The sequence below is a fragment of the Paracoccus fontiphilus genome (assembly GCF_017356265.1).
Classification (GTDB): domain Bacteria; phylum Pseudomonadota; class Alphaproteobacteria; order Rhodobacterales; family Rhodobacteraceae; genus Paracoccus; species Paracoccus fontiphilus.
On sequence record NZ_JAFNAW010000003.1, the window covers coordinates 67,343 to 84,077 of the forward strand.

Here is a 16,735-nt window from a genome sequence, read left to right on the forward strand (position 1 = left end):
TTCAACCGGCCTGCTTCACACCGAGACCTCACATGATGCGCAACGATCAGGCGTCCACCCCAGCCGTGGCTCCGGAAGAGGGTGGCGATAGCTCCGAGGAATTGGCCTATCGCCTCCAGCAGCAAGAACTCACCGCAGAGTTCGGGCGATACGCGCTGCGCACCCATGACACGCCTTCGTTGCTGCAGGAAGCTACACGGGTTTGCGCGCTGGGCCTCCAGAGCGACTTCTGCAAGGTGATGAAGTACCTGCCCGACGAAAGGCAGTTCATCGTGCAAGCCGGTGTCGGCTGGAAGCCCGGTGTGGTCGGCCATGCCCGGACCGGAGCCGATACCGAAAGCCCCGTGGGCTATGCCTTCCAGACAGGCGAGCCTGTCATCTCCAACCACCTGGCCAAGGAAACCCGCTTCCGTACCCCGGCGCTCCTTGTGGAGCACGGGATCACGCGGGCGATCAACGTGCTCATCCGGGGAGATGGGGGAGGCTATGGCGTTCTTGAGGTGGACAGCCCGACCCCTGGGCGGTTCACGGCTGCTGATCTGGCCTTTATGCAGGGGTTTGCCAACCTGCTCGGCGTGGCGCTTGAGCGGCAGCAGGTCGAGGAAGCCCTGCGCGCCAGCGAGGCGCGGCTGCAGGAGGCCATGGCCCACCAGGAGGTCCTGACACGCGAGATCAGCCACCGGGTCAAGAACAGCCTTGCTATGGTGGCAGGCCTCTTGAGCATGCAAAGGCGTATGTCCTCTGACCCGGCCCTGCAGAGCGCGCTTGATGACGCCCGCGCCCGCGTGACAACGATTGCGCAAGTCCATGACCGGCTATGGCGCGCAGACGAGGTGCACACGATCAACCTGGCTGAATTCATGGGCGAGTTGTGCGACCAGATCCGTGTAACGGCGGCCCCTGGCCACACGTTGAGCACCGACATTGCGCCGGTGCTGATGGCAACGGACCAGGCCGTGCCCTTGGCCTTGCTCATCAACGAGTTGGTGACGAATGCGTTCAAGTACGCTTATCCGTCGGGTGAGGGCGAGGTGCGCCTTGCGATCCAGCCGACGGAGCCAGGGCACCTGCGGTTGACGGTTTGCGACGAGGGCCCGGGTCTGCCGCCGGGCTTTGATGCAGACAACGCCGAGAGCCTCGGCATGAAGCTCATTGCCAGTCTAGGCCATCAGCTTGGTGGGCAACCCGAGTGGCAGGATGCTCACCCCGGCACACGCTTTGTTCTGGAATTTCTTGTGCAGGAACGCTCGACGCTGCAGTTCCGAGGCGGATAAAGTGCCTGCGGGTCCAGCCCTGTAGATCGAAGGGCCGCCGAAGGCCGGCCATGGGCGCGACCGACGAGTCGCTGGCCTGATGTAATCTGACGCTATGGGTCTCCAGCACGTTGCGAAGAGGTCAAAGCTGCCTTTCGGGGTAGATGACGTGCCTTCTGGCAGGCCGCATATACGATTGCTCTGACAGCCAGAGACCGGACACGTTTTCTACCTGATAGCGTGGACCCATATCTCGGGGTTAGCGCGACTGGCGAGATCGTCACGTCAAGCCACGAACAGATGCCGAAAGGCATCTGGGGTGCGTGCCGCATCCGACAGGCGGCACTTGTCCAGCACTGTCATGAAGGCTTCTCTGGCTTCGGAAAAGACGTCCGGCAGGCTGCATCCTTCGGCGATCCGGCAGGTGCTGCAGTCGACGAGGCCCCCATCGCGTTCAGTATGTCGAACAACCTGACCAATGGTGATTTCCGCAGCCGGTCGGGCCAGCGCCAGTCCACCGTAACGTCCCCTGGTGGTCTTGACGAAGCCAGCAGCACCCAGGTCCTGAACGATCTTCATCAAGTGGTTCTGTGAGATGCCGTGGGCTTCCGCGATCTGCCGGATCGACACTCGCCCACCGTCATGGCCGGCGAGGTAGATGAGCGCACGAAGCGCGTAGTCGGTGTAGCGGGTCAGTTTCATCTTTTTACATTAGATGCATTCCAATTGCATGTATAGAGATCTATAGGTGCATTAGGAATGCATGTTTAGGAGAGACTCATGCCGCGCCCCTTGTCGCAACAGACCATCGCCATCGTGAAGGCTACGGTGCCGGCGCTGGAACAGCATGGTCCTGTCATTACCGAGACGATGTACCGCCGCCTGTTCCGCAACGAAGACATCGCTGCGCTGTTCAACCAGGCCAATCAGAAGAAGGGCACGCAGCGCCTTGCCCTGGCGCAGGCCGTGCTGGCCTATGCCCAGAACATCGAGAACCTGTCCGTTCTGGGCGCGGCAGTGGAGCGGATCGCCCAGAAGCACATTGGCTATGCGATCCTGCCAGAGCATTATCCCTTTGTGGCCGAAGCTCTTCTTGGCGCCATGGAAGAGGTCCTGGGTGAGGCGGCGACACCGGACATTCTGCAGGCTTGGGGCGAAGCCTATTGGTTCCTGGCTGACCTTCTGATCGAACGCGAAGCCGCCATCCGCACGGAGATCAAAGCAAAGCCCGGAGGCTGGACCGACTGGCGCCGCTTTGTGGTGGCGGAGCGGCAGGTCGAGGCGGAAGGGATCGTCTCCTTCATCCTGCGGCCCGAGGATGGCGGCCTTGTTATCCCGCACCGGCCGGGACAGTATCTGACCCTGCGCTTTGACGAGGCCGGCCTCTCGGGCGTGAAGCGGAACTACTCCATCTCTAGCATTCCAAGCGACGAGGGCTACCGGATCACCGTGAAGCGAGAGCCGAATGGCGAAGCATCCTGCTTTCTTCATGATCGCGCGCCTGTGGGCACCCTCCTTGAGGCCACGCCACCTGCTGGGGACTTCCATCTTGCCAAGAACCCGCAGCGTCCCCTGATCCTGCTGTCGGGCGGCGTCGGCCTGACGCCCGTCGTCAGCATGCTGGAAGTTCTGGCAGAACAGCATCGCGATGTGCCTGTCTTTTATGTGCATGGCACCAGCAGTCCTGCCCATCATGCCCTTGACGCGCAGGTACGGCTTGCTGCCTCCCGGCACGGCAACGTTCTGGTCGAAACCTTTTACGAAAGTGGCGCCGACGACAGGGCCAATCCTGGCCGGATCACCATCAACTGGCTCCGGGCCAACACGCCGCTGGACGAAGCAGAGGTCTATCTCTGCGGCCCTCGTCCTTTCCTGCGGCACTTCGTGGTCGGCCTGAAGGATGTAGGCATCCCTGCCGATCGCATCCACTACGAGTTCTTCGGCCCGGCCGACGAACATCTTGCGACCTAGCGGAAAAGAGCGGTGTCATGAGCCTCGGCTTTACCACGAAGATCGCATTCGACGAGGATCGTCCCATCGTTGAGGCGGCCGAGATCGCACCGTTCTTGGAACTCGATGTGCCCAGCTTTCAGGATCTCATGCGCTCCGGGAAGATCAGAAGCACGGTGGAACGAGGCGAAGGAGAGGACGGCGGCAAGTTCCGCCTGACGTTCCAATCGCCTCGATGGCGGGTCCGCTTGACCTGCGGGCATGACGGCACTGTCCTGACGCTGACACGCGTGCGGTTGGATGTGCCGCGGGAACTGCGGTCTGTCAGCACAGGGTCATGACGTCTCGGTCGCGATGTTGCCATGCAATTGCGGCCTCCGTTGCCATCACGGGTTCGGTCGCTCGTGGGCCGTGAGGGGTCTTTCTGCCAATTGGCAGCATCGGCCTCTTCGCGTCGACGGAAGCAAGAGGCTGTTTCCATCAACCGCGCTCAAGGCCACTAGTGCTGCAGTGTAGGCTCATGCTCCTCCGGGGGAGCGCAGGCCGGCGTCCGCGCTTTCGAGTGGGCCCCGGGATCATCTTCAGCAGCAAGGCAGGAGGGGTGATCATGGTGTTTGCTCCATGCGTTGCCGTTCGCTCAAGCCGATCAGGCTGCCCGTCAGGTTCAGCTGGCCTTGGTGGAAGGCGCGGGTCATCCCGCGCAGGTAGCCTCCTGTTGCAACCAAGTTGAAATGTCCTCGGCTGCGCAAAGTAGGAATGTCTCACCGAGGGTGGGCAAGCATGGCCGGGCAGGGCGGAGACATCCGCCATCGCAGCCCCGACCGGCCATGCGTTCAGAGCCGCAGCTTTCGACGTTCCTTTGGCGAGTAGAAGGCGCGCACGCCCTTCGTTTCGACCCGCTTCTCGAAATCCCGCCAGGCAAGACCATCGGCAAGATAGGGCGGGTTATCCGAAATCGTCAGGGTGCCGAACCTGTTCATGACCGACAGCACCCAGCCAGGGGAGATCGATGTCCGGTAGATCTCGACAGAGAACCGGTGGCCATCGATCAGCACGTCCTGTGTCAGATCCGAGAAGATGATATCTGGCTCTGCGCTGTCTGCCATGTTCTTGCCCTGCGTGCTCGATCAAAGCACAGGGTATCACCGCAACTGGGCCAGGGAAGCGTCATTCCAGGGGTGGAGCGGCATGCGCCTTTGCCTTGCGGGCTGCCGAGGAGTTCCAGCCGTTGTTGCGGCGTCCCGTGGGCGTGTAGCGGGTCCGTTGCTTGGCCCGCCCGGTGCACCTTCGGCGGAGCCTTGTCCTGCTCGGCCTTGATGTATTCCAGGACCGCGCTCAGATGCTTGTTCTCGGTAATGGCCGCATGGGTCACCCGCTGATCCTTGTCGAACACGGAGTAGGGCAGCGAGACACCCTTCCAGCGGAACTCCAGCCGGCCGTCCGCGAACTCATAGCTGTCCACGTATTTGCCCGGCAGATCGCGGGTGATCTCGTTCTCGGCCAGGATGATCCGCAGCCGGTCGTAGGAAAAGGCCAGCTGGCTGCTGACATAGCGTTCGTCGCGATAGCACAGAATGTCACGCAGCCGATCCGGTTCGACATTCAGTGGCCGATGCAGGTTGTCCGCACGGCGTGGCACCTTGGCAAACTGCGCGTTGTAGCGCGCCATGAAGCCGGGAAGAAAGGCATTGGCAGTCTCCATGTCGGAGATGCCGGCCAGCCGCAGTTCCTTGACCAGGCGGTCCTGCAGGGTGCGGTTGGCGCGCTCGACGCGGCCTTTTGCTTGCGAGGAGTTGGCGCACAGGATCTCGATGTTCAGTTCGTTCAAGGCCCGGCCGAACTGGGTCATCCCATAGCCTGTCCTGGCACCTTGCTTTGGCACCCGGAACACTGTGTGCTTGTCGGAGTAAAAGGCAACGGGCCGGCCATGCAGCGTCAGATACCGCTCCAGGGCTCCAAAATAGCTGAAGGTGCTCTCGGAGCTGACGAATTCCAGGTGCATCAGGGTGCTGGTGGCGTCATCGATGAACACCAACAAGGTGCAGGCCGGCCCGCGATCCTCGAACCAGCGATGATCCGAGCCGTCGATCTGGATCAGCTCGCCAAGGCACTCCCGGCGCAGGCGCGGCTGGTGGAATGTTCGGCGCTGCTTGCGCGACAGCCACAAACCCGCATCCTGCATCCACTTGCGCAAGGTCTCGCGCGACACTGTCAGCCCGTGACACTCCGCCAGCTTCTCGGCCGCCAAGGTCGGGCCAAAGTCGGCATAGCGGTCCCGAACGAGCGACATGGCAGCCTCCCGGATCGTCGGGTCGATCCGGTTGTTCGATGCCCGTCCACGTGCCTGGTGCCGGATCGCCGCCGCGCCGTCAGCCCCGAACCGCTTCAGCAGCCGGTGAACCTGTCTGCGGCTCAGGTCCAGAACATCCGCCGCACTCACGGCTGACATCCGACCTTGCAGCACCTGGCTCAGAACCTCGATCCGGTTCAGTTCTCGCTCGCTCATCATCACCCATCCCATGTCCGGCTCCCAAGGATCGACACGATGTTCATCCAGGGGAGTGTGACATTCCTGAATTGCAGAGGTGAGACATTTTAACTTTGCGGCTATACCTCCGAGGTTAATAATCGGGATTATGGAACCACGTCGTCTGACACGAGGGATGGACATTTTAGTTGACGCAGGGACCAGCTACAGATCTAGTTGCTTGCACGCCTCCTGCCTAGCAAAGCAGTCCGCAGCCGCAGCGTATTCAAGCATGTATTCACTTTGTTCAATTACTACAAGCAATGCCCGCTTCTTAGCGAGTTGTGGCAAGCCCTTGGCAGCTAATTTAGGATTGCCAAGCTCCCCGAGCAGCGTGTCGGATGACGATCATAAATCTGTCGGGGATCGCTAATTCCGCTTCATGATGCTTCTAGGCCGTAGACCCTCAGTCGTTTGCTGAATACCGGGGAACGCTACACGTCAGCTAAGCCAATTCAGGTCTGTGATTGAGATTCAAGCCACTTGCTCATCACACGCCTGACGACCTCCGGTCGGGATGGCAGGTCAGGTTGCTGCCTTCGATAGTCGTCTATCGCGCGTAGCATATCCTGCTCCATGCGTATGGTAACAGGCTCCGTATCCTTAGGGGGGCGCCCCATTTTTGCCATTCTGTAGATTCTTCTAACTAGGTAGTTGACTATTTAATGTCATATAGTCATATTAGCCGGGCGAAAGCAAGAGATTGAGCCCTCCTGCTCCGCCCTAACCACAACGATCCTACGGAGATCAATCATGGCTGTCCCAGCATCTACCACGCCGTGCGGCGTGACAAAACCCTCTGCCCATTTCACACATACCGAGATCTCGCGCACGTTCTCTCGCCTGATCGGGTTGGTCAGCGGCTACATTGAGGCTGAGCGAGACATCGAGGATGCCGCGTCCTGGCATCCGGCATTCCTTCACTGGCATCGCGACGCGGAAACCGCCCGCACCCAGGTGTTGACGCAAATCGACCATATCCGCGCCTTTGTTGCCGTGCGGCGCGAGGATCTGCCCCTGAAGCGCATGGCGCTACTGCTCTTCGCGCTGATCGAGTCCGACTCATCGTCGGAGTTCCTGCGGCTTACCGCCTGCCTCGACCGCGAAGACGGCCTTTTCGACTGCCCGGGCACCGATCCTGTCGCGCGGCGGGTCGGCGCGATGCTGACGGCGGCGCGAATGCAGGTCGCGGACCTGGCCTCGCTTTCGGCGCTTGTCGATCCGCTGGAGATCGCGGCGGCCGACAGCCCCGACCACCCGGTCCCCGTCGCCGCCTGACGCCCGCCCCCTGACACCCAGTCATGCCGTGACCGGTGCGTGCTTCGCGCACCGCCCGCCGGTTTCCGCAAGGGCCGCGCGGCGATGCCCCGCGTCCGGCACTTCCACCCATTGCTTTCAGGAGCATTCCCATGTCCAGCCTGCATCATCCCACACCTGCTGCGCCGCACCCCGCCGATCTCTCCCCTCACCCCGGTCCGCTCCACGCACGCTGGGCCGAGGCGGCATACCAAAAAGGCTTCGATCTGATGGCACGGGTCCAGGACCGCTATCACCTGGCCCTGCGCTGCCGGCAATGTGGCGCCGTCAGCATGACGAAGCTCTATGTGCTGATGAACAACCAACCGCTCTGTCGGTCCTGCCTGGAGACGGCGCGGGCTGAGCGCGCAACGGCGGCGGGCCTTTCCTATCTCGGCCCGGACCCCGATCATCCGCAATACGGCTTGTTTCGCGCCGCCTGCGGCCATAGCCTCCGGCGGCAGTTCGAGATTATCAACCGCGTCGCCGATGGCCAGATTGGCCTGCGCTGCGAGCGGTGCTTTGCTCAAAAAGAGCAGCAAATCGCCGCCCGACATGGTTGGACCCGGATCGGACCCGATCCGCGCGGCAACCCGAACTACCACCTTTATCGCCACAATGCCTGCGGGCATGACCAGCGGATCGCCCGCGCCAACCTGCAATGGGGCCAATGCGATTGCGCCGGTTGCGGTGAGACGTGGACCGCCAAGCCCAGCAATATCTATCTGTTCGAGATCCGCTACAACGGCCTCCATCTCCTGAAGTTGGGCTACAGCGCCAATCCGCTGAAGCGCCAGAAGCATCAGTTGGGCTTGCCCTGCAAGGCGCATGTCACCTTGCTGCGCAGCATCGCCATGCCCACAGGGCACGCGGCCTGCGCCACCGAGAAACGCCTGCACGCCCGCCTGCGCAGGCAGCATCCGGACGCCGTAGTGCCGCCCAACGACTATCGTGGCGTCCTCAATGTCGTCAGCGAGGTTTACCATCCCTGGCTGCGGCCTGAGCTGGAACGCCGCCTCAACCGCATCGCGGAGACCGCCCGGGACGGCAAGGCGCCCGGCGCCGGGCGGGCCGCAGCGATCGGGGATGAGGACGGTGGCGGGTCCAAGGGTGGGGGCGAACACGAGGCAGGCTGCTGAGCCAGCTCCACCCTGCCGTCCTGTCCGCCACCCCTGCCCTTCTTGAAGGAGTCCGCCATGCCCGCCTGGATGACCCACTACCTGACTGTTGCTGCCTGCCTCGACGCGGCACCCTGCCCGCCTGTTCCCGACAGGGAGATGTCCGACGAAGTCTTCCAAGCCCTTGTAGACGGCCGCCTCGACGAGGTCGAGGACCAGATCGAGGAGTTGCCCGAATGGGGGCAGCGCCCGCAGCCTGTGTCTTGCCTGGCGGACGATCCCCTGCGCGCCATCGCGCTTGCAGGCCTCTGTCGGACGCTGCCCGACTCCGAGGCCATCGCCGCGCTGACGGCGGTGGGCGCGGTGACCGTCCTGCATTGCCTGCCCGGCGAGATGACCGACAAGGCGGCGTCGTTGCTGGCGGCGCTGCTGGCGCCGGGCAATGGGCGTCCGCCGGTGCAGATTATCGTGCTGCGCCTGCCGGGCGACATCAAGGCGAGGGACCGTCCGTCTGCCGCACTTGAGCACGCGATGGCGGCTATCAGCGCGACCACCGCACCGCATGTCCTGCTAATCGAACAGGGTGTGCCGGTGCCGGGCGAGATCGCCGCCATGCTGCCTCCACCCTTGCAGATCGGACCGGTAGACGGAGGGTTGATCGCCGCCGCCCTCAGCCTGCGCGGCGGTGACGCGGCCGGTCTGCGAAAGCGTCTGCCGGGCGACGCCGCATTGCGCGCCCTGTCGCCTGCCCAGTTACGTTTCGCCCTGCGCCACCGCATCCGTGACCGGCAGATCGCCGAGCTGCACCGCATCGCCCGGTCCAGCCAGTCCAACTGTCCGACATTGGACGACATCGTTGGCTATGGCGAGGCCGAGGAAGCCGCCCGGCGGCTGGTTTCCGATCTCGCCACCTGGTCCGCCGGGCACATCGCTTGGGGCGAGATGACCCGGTCGGTCTTGTTCCATGGCCCGCCCGGCACCGGCAAGACCTGGCTGGCGCGTGCCATTGCCGCCTCGGCGGGCGTGCCGCTGATCGAGGGCAGCCTGGCCGCCTGGCAGGCTGCCGGGCACTTGGGCGACATGCTGGGCGCGATGCGCGCCACCTTCGCACAGGCGCAGGCAGCGGCCCCGGCCATCCTGATGATCGACGAGATCGACAGCGCCGGCGACCGGGACGGCTCGGACAACCACGCCCGCTCCTATCGCCGCCAGGTGATCAATGCCCTTCTTGACCTGATGGATAGCGCCGGCCGAACGCCGGGCGTAATCATCGTCGCCGCCTGCAACGAGGTGGAAGCCCTCGATCCGGCCATCCGCCGCCCGGGCCGGATCGACCGGATCGTCGAAGTGCCGCCACCCGGCCATGCCGCCATTGTCCACATCCTGGCCCGGCGTCTCGATGGTCAGTTGCCGGGCAGGGAGATCGACCGCCTGGCACGGCGCGCCATCGGGCAAAGCGCCGCCGCGATCGACGGCGCCCTGCGCGAGGCCCGCAGCCGGGCGCGGGCGGACAGTCGCGCGCTGACCGCAGCCGATATCGCCAAGGCTCTGGGACTGGCGCGGGAGGAGCCGGCCATCATCCGGCGGGTGGCGGTCCACGAGGCCGGCCACGCCATCGTCGCGACACTGCTCGCGCGCGGTCGCGTCCACGAGATCCGCGTCGGCATGTCGGGCGGGCAGGTCATGGTGGCGGACCGGGCGCCGCTGCTGACCCGGCGTGATCTTGTCGACCAGCTGACCTGTCTGCTGGCGGGCCGGGCGGCGGAGGAGCTGGTGCTGGGCAACGGCTCCGCCGGTGCCGGGCGGGGAGCGGACAGCGATCTGGCCAAGGCCACGGAGATCGCCCTGCGGCTGGAACTGGTCTACGGCCTCAGTGGCCACAGTCTCGTCCGGGTTCCGGACCCTGCGCGGATGATGATGTCCGACCAGGGCGTGCGGACCCGCGCCGACCGGCGGCTGCGCGCCGCACTGCGCCGCGCCCGGCAACTCCTCGCCGTCGAGCATCTCTGGCTGCGCGACCTTACAGACCGCCTCTGCGCCGAGCGCGTCCTGGTGTTTGGCGAGGAAGGGTTGGACCGGCACAAGCCGGACCCGGAGGCACGCCATGAGCCTTGAGATGGCCCTCTTGGCCGAGGCCCGGGACGAGGCGGCGGTATTGGCCGAGATCCTTGAGTTGATCTTCTGGGCCGCCGAGGGCCTCGGCGACAGCCATGGCGCCGCCCTGGCCCGTGGCGCGATGCTGGCCCGCGACAGGGTGGACCGGCTGCGGGCGCTCCTGCGCCAGATCCAGCCACCATGACGGACAGCCCTTCCCGCCGTCCGCCATCTGTTCGTCAGACGGAAGGATCATCGAGTTCCGCCTCGGCCTCGCGGATCAGCTCCGACAGCGGCGTGCCGAGTCGGGCCGCGAGCTTGGCCATCGTGGTCAGGCTCGGGCCATGCTTGCCGCCTTCGAGGAGCGAGACATAGCGCGGGCTGATCCCTGCGCTGTAGGCCAGTTCCTCCTGCGCGATCCCCCGGGCTGTCCGATGGCGACGAAGCACCCGGGCAAAGGCTGTGACAAGAGGGGCGGCGGAAACGTCCATGCCGAGGATAGACCCGACACAGTCCAAACCAATCCATGAAGTATTTTGTGGATCTGGAAATATTCTATGGATAGAGATCAGGAGATTTCCAGTGTTGCCTCATTCCAATCCGAGAACCGCATGGCTGAGCATTTCCAGAAGGTCTTTCGGCGGGCGCTCCGCCCCGGCCGTCCGCCCGTGCATTCGAGACGGTCCCTTGCGGCCATAGGCGCCTGACACCTTCCGTCCCGCGGCGGCGCCTTTCCCGCTTACCCTCCCACCCTCCTGCCCCTCCGCCAGCGGCCTCTGCCCGCATGCGTTCCCGAAGGATTGCCCCATGAACAAATCCGTCACCGCCCTCCTCGGCTCCGTCGCCACACTGTGTCTTGCCACCTCGGCGCTTGCGGATGAGGCCCGCTACTACACCTCGCAGTCCGTGACCTGCGACGGCCGCAGCCATGTCCTGGAATTGCGTGTCGCCCCGGACGAGGAGCCCAACATCCGCCTGTTCTGGCGCGGGCACGACGATCGCATCTCGGGACGGGACTGGCACCTGCCGGCGGAGTTCCTGGAAGGGCAAAGCGTCGTCCTGGACCGGGTTGCGAACTACCCGAAGGCACAGGTGAGCGGCCTGGAGGGCGACGCGCCCACGCTGCAGCCGGCGGGCTTCGACGGCGCCCCCCTGCCGGGTTGCGAGGCCTTCGCCTTTGCGCCGGCGGAGGCACCCCTGGCCCGCTATGAGGCCGTGCTCGCCATGACGGGCGCGCAGGACCCCTCCCCAACCGATCTTGTCGCCGCGCGCGCCGCCGCCGAGGCGCTGCCCCCGCCTGTCCTCCTGCCGCCCCTGGACCAGCAGAGCAAGCGCCGGGCGGTCCAGGACGGGCTGAAGACGATGGGCAGCCGCATGGTCGAGCGTGCCCGTGCCCTCGCCGGCGAGATCGACGGCGAGGAGGCGGCGGCGCTGCTGCCCGCCATGCGCGACGCCTGGCGCGCCAGCCGGGACCGGACCGACGCGAAACTCCTGACCGAACTGCAGGACACCCGTGCCCTGGCGCTGCTGGTGGCGGGCCGCGACGTGTCGGTCATGGCCGAGACCGATCCCGCTCGGATTTGCGCGACCGTGGACGGTGTCAGCACCAACATGATGTCGCCGAACCTCAGCATGATCGGCGAGGAAACCTTGCTCGAGATCGCCTCGGGCATGCCGGTCCAGCACTGGACGCGCGAGTTCGCGCAAGCCACCATGGATCTGTCGCAATCCTGCGCCAGCGACCGGTATGAGACGCTGGTGGCCCAGGCTTGGCCCCGCATCGAGGCGCGCATCGCGGGCATGGACAAGCTGCGCGCGACCATCGGCAGCCTGGCGGCCACCCCCGTCACGTTTGATAGCTACCGTGCGGCCAACTGGCTCAGCCTTGATCCGGCGGCGCTGCGCGACAGCGGTCTTTCGCGCGAGGAGATCGACCGCGTCCTGCGGCCGGCCACCGCGCGTCTCCTCGAGGCCGCCGTCCCGGTGCTGGCGGAGGAACTGGCGCAAGGCGTCACGGACGAGACCGACATCGCCGCGATCACCAGTCACTGCGCGCGGCGCATCGGCGCCGTCATGGCCGGCATGGACACCGCGCTCGCCGCCCGGATCACCCGTGGCTGCGGGGACATCGCCGCCCCGCATCTGACCCGCGTCGGCAAGGCCCGGATCGCCGAGAACGCGGCCCGCGCCGAGGCGGCGGGCGAGAGCTATGAGGATGCCTTGGCGACCGACGGCTACGCGGTCCTGCCGGACTTCGGGCCGCGCCCGGCAGGCGCCGCCTTTGACGCGGCCGTGACTGAACTGAACGCTGTCGCGCAGGAGGCCGAGGCCCGCGTGGCCGAGAAGCGCGCCCGGGTGCTGGCAACGGAGGCCGAGCGCCTGGCGGCGGCCTATGCAGACCTCGAACCGGGTAGTGTGGACTCGGCGGTGCTGCTCAACTGCACCCGCTACCCGGAGGCGCCGCTGCTTGCCGGCCTGCACCGTCAATGCCAGGAACTGTCCGCAGCATTCCAGCAACAGCATGGCGAGGCCCACTGTGCCCGCCTCTATGACGAAGCCAAGGCAGGCGACGATCTACGCAACGCCGATCTCGACCTGGGCGAGAAGGGCCTCCTTCCGCTGCGCAGGCTCCTTTGCCACCTGCCGGCCGCCGCAACGCTGACCCGGCATGGCGGGCTGTTCCGGGAGACCCGCTACGAGGTGAGCCTGCAGGCCCAAGGCGAGAGCGGCGTGCGGACCCTGACCGGCACCCTGACCGCAGCCGGGGCGCCGGGCGTCTGGCGCATCACCGGGATCGCGCTCGATCCGGGACCGTTGCGCGGCGATCTCGACCCCGACGCGCCCGCCACCCTGGATCTTTGCCTCGCCCATGCCGACCGCTGCGTCGACTGATCCCCCTGCCCGTCCTTTCCGAAGACTTTCCCGAAGACCTTTTTTCGATTGTGGAGACACCCATGAAGCCCTTCCTCCTTGCCGCCGCCTTCGCCCTGCCCGCCGCCCTCGCCCAGGCCGAGCCGTATCTGGCCCGCTGCCACATGGGAGAGTGCATCCACTACGACCAGACCTCGCGCCAGGTTGTCGGCCAGGGCAGCGCCGCTGTGCCCGGCGACTTGGTGATGGTCACCCTGCGCCAGGCAGTCTCGGACGATCCCGACACCCCGGCTGGCGGCCTCGACTGGGGCGAACCCTCGCCCGTGCAGGTGTTCTGCAGCGGCAGGCGCCCGGCCTTCATGGCGGGCGACGCCAGCTATACCGCGCTCGACCTGGTCACCCCGGCGGGCGCCACCACACTGATCACCACCATGTATCTGCGCGCCTGCCATCCGGACCTGGGCACCTTCGACGATCCCTTCGCGGCCGCCAGCGATCTCGGCTACCGCGCCACCGAAACCGGCACGTTCCCGGACTTCGCCGCGCTGATCCGCCGCTGAGCGCCCGCGCCACGCCTGTATCGGGGCGGCAGGCCGCCGCCCCATCTTTCGGAAAGGACAGAAAGCATGACTCGCACGCGCATCCTGATCGCCGCCGCCGGCGCCGCTATTCTCCTGATCGCGGTGATTGCCGCCACCGCCCTGTTTCCCGGCGGCCCGCTCAGCCGCAAGGAGATGCGCCTCGTGGACAGCTTCGTGGCGGCCTTCACCGCCTGCATGGACTCCACCGGCAACAGCAACGGCATTAGCCTTGGCGACTGCAACGAAGCCGAACTCCTCAAGACCCAGATTGACGAGGCCGGTCTCTGCATCGACTATAACAACAGCCGACAGGACACCTACGAGGACTTCTACCGGTGTGGAAGTCCGCGATAAAGCAACGGGTTGAGGTGATAGCATAATAGAATTATATTATAGTAGGTATTTATCATGGTAGGATCCTATCACCTCCGCACGTCATCCCAAGATCAGAACTATGATAATAGCAAACTATCGTAATATTATTCTATCATGCGATCACCCCCGGCCGGAGCCAATAGCGTGATGCAACGGCGGCGCCCTCAGCGTCACGGGCACGGTTTATGGCGAAGCTATTATAATATTACACTAGGATGATATTATCTGGGAGACCCGATGAGGGTCATGCCAGAATGATCCCCAACAGGCACAAAAATCTAGCACAATAGATCTCTATAGTAATATTACAATAGTGTAATATAGCGTCCGTGGCACGGCTTGGATCCCAAGCTGCGCCACCGCCACGCCGCCGCAGTTCAGGTCGACCGTCGTCGGGAGAGCTTGATGTGCCGTGTCCCATCATGGCCACGCATCCTGCAACCGCAGGCCAACCTCGCCGATGCATGAACGGACGCGGCAGATCAAGGCAGAGCTTGTCGGCGAGACCAGACAGCAGCGACCCGCGGTCCTCGCGCCCTTTGTCCCGCGGCTGATAAGATGTCCGTGGCATAGGAACGGCAAACGGGTGGCCATGCTCTCCTGCTTGCGGCGCAGAGTCCCGGCAGCGGCCGTTTCCCGATCGTGGTGTTTCGCGGATATCAATTCGCTCGCATGATGTCCCGCGCCGAACATTGTGGAAAACAGGCGGAGACTTTTTCTTTCCGGCGGGAGATAGTCCTCATGACCCGAAGAGGGATAAGATTATCACTAGTAGGTTATAATATAAAATGCCTGACGACGCCGAGAATATCCTTATGGATAATGTGAAAAACGGAAATCCCCGGGCCGTTATCATTCGCCTGGAGGCGGCCAGTTGCAAGGTTTATTCCGGGCAGCGGCGTCACGATCTGCGAATCGGACCGCAGCCGAAATATGTCGACGCCGCGCGCCGCGCGTGCAATCGAACCCTGATGGCATATGCCAAGCCCGCCGATCTGCGGGCCGTCTGCGCGGCGCGGCGGGAACAGCGCATCGTCAAACGGCGCATGAAGTCCAACGCCGCAGTGGCGACGCGGGGCATCATCGGCTTTGGCCATGAGGCCGCGCAGCTCTTCGAAGCCTTGACCCCCGAGCAGCGGGACGCCGCCTTTCAGGAGCTGGCACAGGCCGTTGCCGATCGCTTGAAGACCACGCTCCATGGTTTGGGGTCGCACGGCGACGAGGCCACGATCCACGCCCATTTCGTCCTTGCCGCCGTCGATCTGGACGGTCAGCCGCTCTCGACAACCACCAGACCCGCGGTCATGGCCGAGTTGCAGAGCCTTGCCGCCGAAGTCATGGCCAAGCACTGCCCGGGTGTCGAGCGGGGCCACAGATACGGAGACCGCCTGGCCGCCGGCGCCACCTTCTCCGAGGTGACACACAAATCGGTCCGCCAGTTGCATCGCGAGTTGCCCGGGGATCTCGCCAGGAAGCGCGCGGAACTGGCCGCGCTGACCGAACAAGGCGCCGCTCTTGCGGCGCGGCATGGCGAGATCGAGGGGCAGCTTGCAACCGCCACTGAAACCCTCGCGGCGCTCGGCGCCCGGACTGTGGCCCTGCGGGAGGAAGAACGCGCCGCCGAGGAGATGCTGGCGGAGAAGAGGCTCCTTCTGGCGGTGCTCGACCAAGAGTTGCGCCTGAAGGACGACAGGGCCGTGGCAATGGAAGCGCGCGTCGAGATGGCGCGGGCGGCCGCCGTGCTGGAGACAGAACGTGCCCAGGCCGCGCGGAGGCAGGCGGACGCCGAGGCCCGTCGCGCCGATCAGGAAACCGCCCGCGCCGACCAAGCGGTCGAGCAGCGGACGGAAGCCCTTGCGGTCCGGGACGCCGCCGAACAGGAGCGCCAGGCCGCCGTCGACGCCTGCGCGGAGCTGACCCATGTGACCGAGGATCTCAAGAAAGAAGCTGTCATGGCCATCCGGGCGCGGGATGAGGCCTTCGCCGAGGCCGGGCTGTGGCGGAAGCGTGCGGCAGACATTGCCAAGGCCGTGGTGTCCATCACCCGGGAGATGGTGGCCGGGACGGTGCTTGAACGGGACGGCGCCATCATCGCGGGCGATCCGAGCGCCATGCGATACGATCTGCCCGAGATGAGGCCGGTCATCCGGGCTGCCGCGAAGCAGGGAAGCCGGCTTGCGCAACAGAAAGCGCAATTGCGGCAACAGATCGAGAAGTCTGATAAACAGCGGGCGCTACTCCAGCGGGTTGGCGACGGCCTGATGGGCTGGATCAAGCGCAACAATGTCGACCTGCGCGAAAGCGTGGCTCTCCAAGCGGTCTGCAGGGAAGCCGGGATCCTTCCCAAGCAGGACTACGGGATTGCCGGCCGGGTTTTTCCCCCAAAACGGTCCCCCCGCGAAGGCCTCGGTCCAGGTCCGGCGATAGGCTGACGGTGCGGACGACTTGGGCGGCAGGGTTTCGGGTGCCGCGGTCCAACAGTCCGACAAGTCCGACAGATTTTTCGGCGGCGTACCCTTCGGCGAGGCCGAGGCCGCGCGACACGAAGGCAACTCCCGGCCTACGGCACTGCCGCATAATACGCCCGACCTGGATCGCCAGACGCTCCAGGTCAACAACTGCCCCGTCGTCCGTCTCCCATCCCCCCTCCGTTTGAGAGACGCTATGTCG

At 64.9% G+C, this 16,735-nt stretch carries 14 protein-coding genes and 1 pseudogene; 11 read left to right on the forward strand and 4 right to left on the reverse strand.

Annotated features, from left to right (window positions below):
* The first annotated feature begins 32 nt into the window (after positions 1–32).
* A complete protein-coding gene (locus J0F76_RS02265) occupies positions 33–1,274 on the forward strand; it encodes a sensor histidine kinase (RefSeq protein ID WP_207465249.1) in 1,242 nt (413 codons plus the stop codon).
* 264 nt (positions 1,275–1,538) lie between these two features.
* Here the strand turns inward: J0F76_RS02265 and J0F76_RS02270 are convergent, their stop codons facing one another.
* Complete coding sequence (locus tag J0F76_RS02270) at positions 1,539–1,955, reverse strand: RrF2 family transcriptional regulator (protein ID WP_207465251.1); 417 nt, start codon at positions 1,953–1,955, stop codon at positions 1,539–1,541.
* Positions 1,956–2,033: 78 nt separating this feature from the next.
* Between J0F76_RS02270 and hmpA the strand changes: the two genes are divergently transcribed.
* Together hmpA and J0F76_RS02280 are read left to right on the forward strand one after the other, a co-directional pair.
* The gene (gene hmpA, locus J0F76_RS02275; RefSeq protein ID WP_207465253.1) at positions 2,034–3,224 is read left to right on the forward strand and encodes an NO-inducible flavohemoprotein; all 1,191 of its coding nucleotides are present in this window, start codon (positions 2,034–2,036) and stop codon (positions 3,222–3,224) included.
* A 17-nt stretch (positions 3,225–3,241) separates the two neighbouring features.
* Positions 3,242–3,544 (forward strand): DUF6522 family protein, encoded by a 303-nt coding sequence (locus J0F76_RS02280; RefSeq protein ID WP_207465255.1) that lies wholly within the window; start codon positions 3,242–3,244, stop codon positions 3,542–3,544.
* Positions 3,545–4,036: 492 nt separating this feature from the next.
* Here J0F76_RS02280 and J0F76_RS02285 read toward each other — a convergent pair whose 3' ends face one another.
* A complete protein-coding gene (locus tag J0F76_RS02285) occupies positions 4,037–4,309 on the reverse strand; it encodes a hypothetical protein (RefSeq protein WP_207465258.1) in 273 nt (90 codons plus the stop codon).
* Between the two features lie 193 nt (positions 4,310–4,502).
* A pseudogene (locus J0F76_RS02290) lies at positions 4,503–5,724 on the reverse strand (ISNCY family transposase); the annotation flags it as partial.
* Between the two features lie 792 nt (positions 5,725–6,516).
* Here J0F76_RS02290 and J0F76_RS02295 point away from each other — a divergent pair.
* The 4 genes from J0F76_RS02295 (at position 6,517) to J0F76_RS02310 (ending at position 10,443) form a co-directional block, all read left to right on the forward strand.
* Positions 6,517–7,008: a hypothetical protein gene (locus J0F76_RS02295; RefSeq protein ID WP_207465260.1), complete on the forward strand. Its 492-nt coding sequence runs from the start codon at positions 6,517–6,519 to the stop codon at positions 7,006–7,008.
* A 131-nt stretch (positions 7,009–7,139) separates the two neighbouring features.
* Positions 7,140–8,165, forward strand: coding sequence for a GIY-YIG nuclease family protein (locus J0F76_RS02300; RefSeq protein ID WP_207465261.1), 1,026 nt, complete (start codon positions 7,140–7,142; stop codon positions 8,163–8,165).
* A 57-nt stretch (positions 8,166–8,222) separates the two neighbouring features.
* Positions 8,223–10,259 carry an AAA family ATPase gene (locus J0F76_RS02305; protein ID WP_207465264.1) on the forward strand — a complete coding sequence of 679 codons (2,037 nt, stop codon included), beginning with the start codon at positions 8,223–8,225 and terminating at the stop codon, positions 10,257–10,259.
* Complete coding sequence (locus tag J0F76_RS02310) at positions 10,249–10,443, forward strand: hypothetical protein (protein WP_207465266.1); 195 nt, start codon at positions 10,249–10,251, stop codon at positions 10,441–10,443. The genes J0F76_RS02305 and J0F76_RS02310 overlap by 11 nt, the downstream gene beginning before the upstream one ends.
* Positions 10,444–10,477: 34 nt before the next feature.
* Here J0F76_RS02310 and J0F76_RS02315 read toward each other — a convergent pair whose 3' ends face one another.
* Positions 10,478–10,687 carry a helix-turn-helix domain-containing protein gene (locus J0F76_RS02315; protein WP_341351550.1) on the reverse strand — a complete coding sequence of 70 codons (210 nt, stop codon included), beginning with the start codon at positions 10,685–10,687 and terminating at the stop codon, positions 10,478–10,480.
* Between the two features lie 358 nt (positions 10,688–11,045).
* On the opposite strand from J0F76_RS02315, the gene J0F76_RS02320 reads away from it, so the two are divergent.
* The 4 genes from J0F76_RS02320 (at position 11,046) to J0F76_RS02335 (ending at position 16,497) form a co-directional block, all read left to right on the forward strand.
* Positions 11,046–13,130 carry a hypothetical protein gene (locus J0F76_RS02320; protein ID WP_207465270.1) on the forward strand — a complete coding sequence of 695 codons (2,085 nt, stop codon included), beginning with the start codon at positions 11,046–11,048 and terminating at the stop codon, positions 13,128–13,130.
* 62 nt (positions 13,131–13,192) lie between these two features.
* Positions 13,193–13,669 carry a hypothetical protein gene (locus J0F76_RS02325; RefSeq protein WP_207465271.1) on the forward strand — a complete coding sequence of 159 codons (477 nt, stop codon included), beginning with the start codon at positions 13,193–13,195 and terminating at the stop codon, positions 13,667–13,669.
* A gap of 66 nt (positions 13,670–13,735) precedes the next feature.
* A complete protein-coding gene (locus tag J0F76_RS02330; RefSeq protein ID WP_207465273.1) occupies positions 13,736–14,044 on the forward strand; it encodes a hypothetical protein in 309 nt (102 codons plus the stop codon).
* A gap of 809 nt (positions 14,045–14,853) precedes the next feature.
* Complete coding sequence (locus J0F76_RS02335; RefSeq protein WP_207465275.1) at positions 14,854–16,497, forward strand: plasmid recombination protein; 1,644 nt, start codon at positions 14,854–14,856, stop codon at positions 16,495–16,497.
* Positions 16,498–16,735: the final 238 nt, after the last annotated feature.

Coding starts and splice junctions, on each gene's coding strand:
- J0F76_RS02265 (WP_207465249.1), top strand. CDS start 33: ATGATGCGCAACGATCAGGCGTCCACCCCAGCCGTGGCTCCGGAAGAG.
- J0F76_RS02270 (WP_207465251.1), bottom strand. CDS start 1,955: ATGAAACTGACCCGCTACACCGACTACGCGCTTCGTGCGCTCATCTAC.
- hmpA (WP_207465253.1), top strand. CDS start 2,034: ATGCCGCGCCCCTTGTCGCAACAGACCATCGCCATCGTGAAGGCTACG.
- J0F76_RS02280 (WP_207465255.1), top strand. CDS start 3,242: ATGAGCCTCGGCTTTACCACGAAGATCGCATTCGACGAGGATCGTCCC.
- J0F76_RS02285 (WP_207465258.1), bottom strand. CDS start 4,309: ATGGCAGACAGCGCAGAGCCAGATATCATCTTCTCGGATCTGACACAG.
- J0F76_RS02300 (WP_207465261.1), top strand. CDS start 7,140: ATGTCCAGCCTGCATCATCCCACACCTGCTGCGCCGCACCCCGCCGAT.
- J0F76_RS02305 (WP_207465264.1), top strand. CDS start 8,223: ATGCCCGCCTGGATGACCCACTACCTGACTGTTGCTGCCTGCCTCGAC.
- J0F76_RS02310 (WP_207465266.1), top strand. CDS start 10,249: ATGAGCCTTGAGATGGCCCTCTTGGCCGAGGCCCGGGACGAGGCGGCG.
- J0F76_RS02320 (WP_207465270.1), top strand. CDS start 11,046: ATGAACAAATCCGTCACCGCCCTCCTCGGCTCCGTCGCCACACTGTGT.
- J0F76_RS02325 (WP_207465271.1), top strand. CDS start 13,193: ATGAAGCCCTTCCTCCTTGCCGCCGCCTTCGCCCTGCCCGCCGCCCTC.
- J0F76_RS02330 (WP_207465273.1), top strand. CDS start 13,736: ATGACTCGCACGCGCATCCTGATCGCCGCCGCCGGCGCCGCTATTCTC.
- J0F76_RS02335 (WP_207465275.1), top strand. CDS start 14,854: ATGCCTGACGACGCCGAGAATATCCTTATGGATAATGTGAAAAACGGA.